The sequence below is a fragment of the Acinetobacter sp. YH12126 genome (assembly GCF_013418745.1).
Classification (GTDB): Bacteria; Pseudomonadota; Gammaproteobacteria; order Pseudomonadales; family Moraxellaceae; genus Acinetobacter; species Acinetobacter amyesii.
In genome coordinates this window covers 1-1,006 of the sequence record NZ_VPBM01000056.1, presented here as the reverse complement: position 1 = coordinate 1,006, position 1,006 = coordinate 1, and the positions used below count along the sequence as shown (strand labels likewise).

The following is a 1,006-nucleotide window of genomic DNA, read 5'->3' as shown; positions in this document are numbered from 1 at the left end:
GAATAATGAGCTGGCGATGACTTACTCTCACATGGGTAACCCCACACTACCATCAGCGCTAAGAGGTTTCACTTCTGAGTTCGGGAAGGGATCAGGTGGTTCACTCTTGCTATTGTCGCCAGCACAACTGTTATGGATACTTGCTTAGTCTAATCTCAGAGCAGTGCTCTTCGTGCTAAGTTTTCTACCAAATGAGTTATTAACAGATCATATCTGAGTTGCAGTATTTTGTTCTTAAGCGTTAACTAAATCAAGTTATTTTGCTTAATATCGAATCAATTGATGCTTGATACAACAACTGTTTGGGTGTTGTATAGTCAAGCCTCACGAGCAATTAGTATTGGTCAGCTTCATGCGTCACCGCACTTCCACATCCAACCTATCAACGTCGTAGTCTTCAACGGCTCTTTAGTGGACATAAAGTCCAAGGGAAATCTTATCTTGAGGTAGGCTTCCCGCTTAGATGCTTTCAGCGGTTATCCCTTCCGAACATAGCTACCCGGCGATGCGACTGGCGTCACAACCGGTACACCAGAGGTTCGTCCACTCTGGTCCTCTCGTACTAGGAGCAGATCCTCTCAAATTTCCAGCGCCCACGGTAGATAGGGACCGAACTGTCTCACGACGTTCTAAACCCAGCTCGCGTACCTCTTTAAATGGCGAACAGCCATACCCTTGGGACCTGCTTCAGCCCCAGGATGAGATGAGCCGACATCGAGGTGCCAAACACCGCCGTCGATATGAACTCTTGGGCGGTATCAGCCTGTTATCCCCAGAGTACCTTTTATCCGTTGAGCGATGGCCCTTCCATACAGAACCACCGGATCACTAAGACCTACTTTCGTACCTGCTCGACTTGTGGGTCTCGCAGTTAAGCGCGCTTTTGCCTTTATACTCTACGCGTGATTTCCGACCACGCTGAGCGCACCTTCGTACTCCTCCGTTACTCTTTAGGAGGAGACCGCCCCAGTCAAACTACCCACCAGACATGGTCCTCGCTCCAGAT

General features: G+C 48.9%; 2 rRNA genes. Both read right to left on the bottom strand.

Annotation, left to right across the window (positions count from 1 at the left end):
* Nucleotides 1-8: 8 nt before the first annotated feature.
* Nucleotides 9-123 (bottom strand): 5S ribosomal RNA (rrf, locus tag FTU62_RS17265).
* Nucleotides 124-313: 190 nt separating this feature from the next.
* A 23S ribosomal RNA gene (locus FTU62_RS17260) occupies nt 314-1,006 on the bottom strand; the annotation flags it as partial.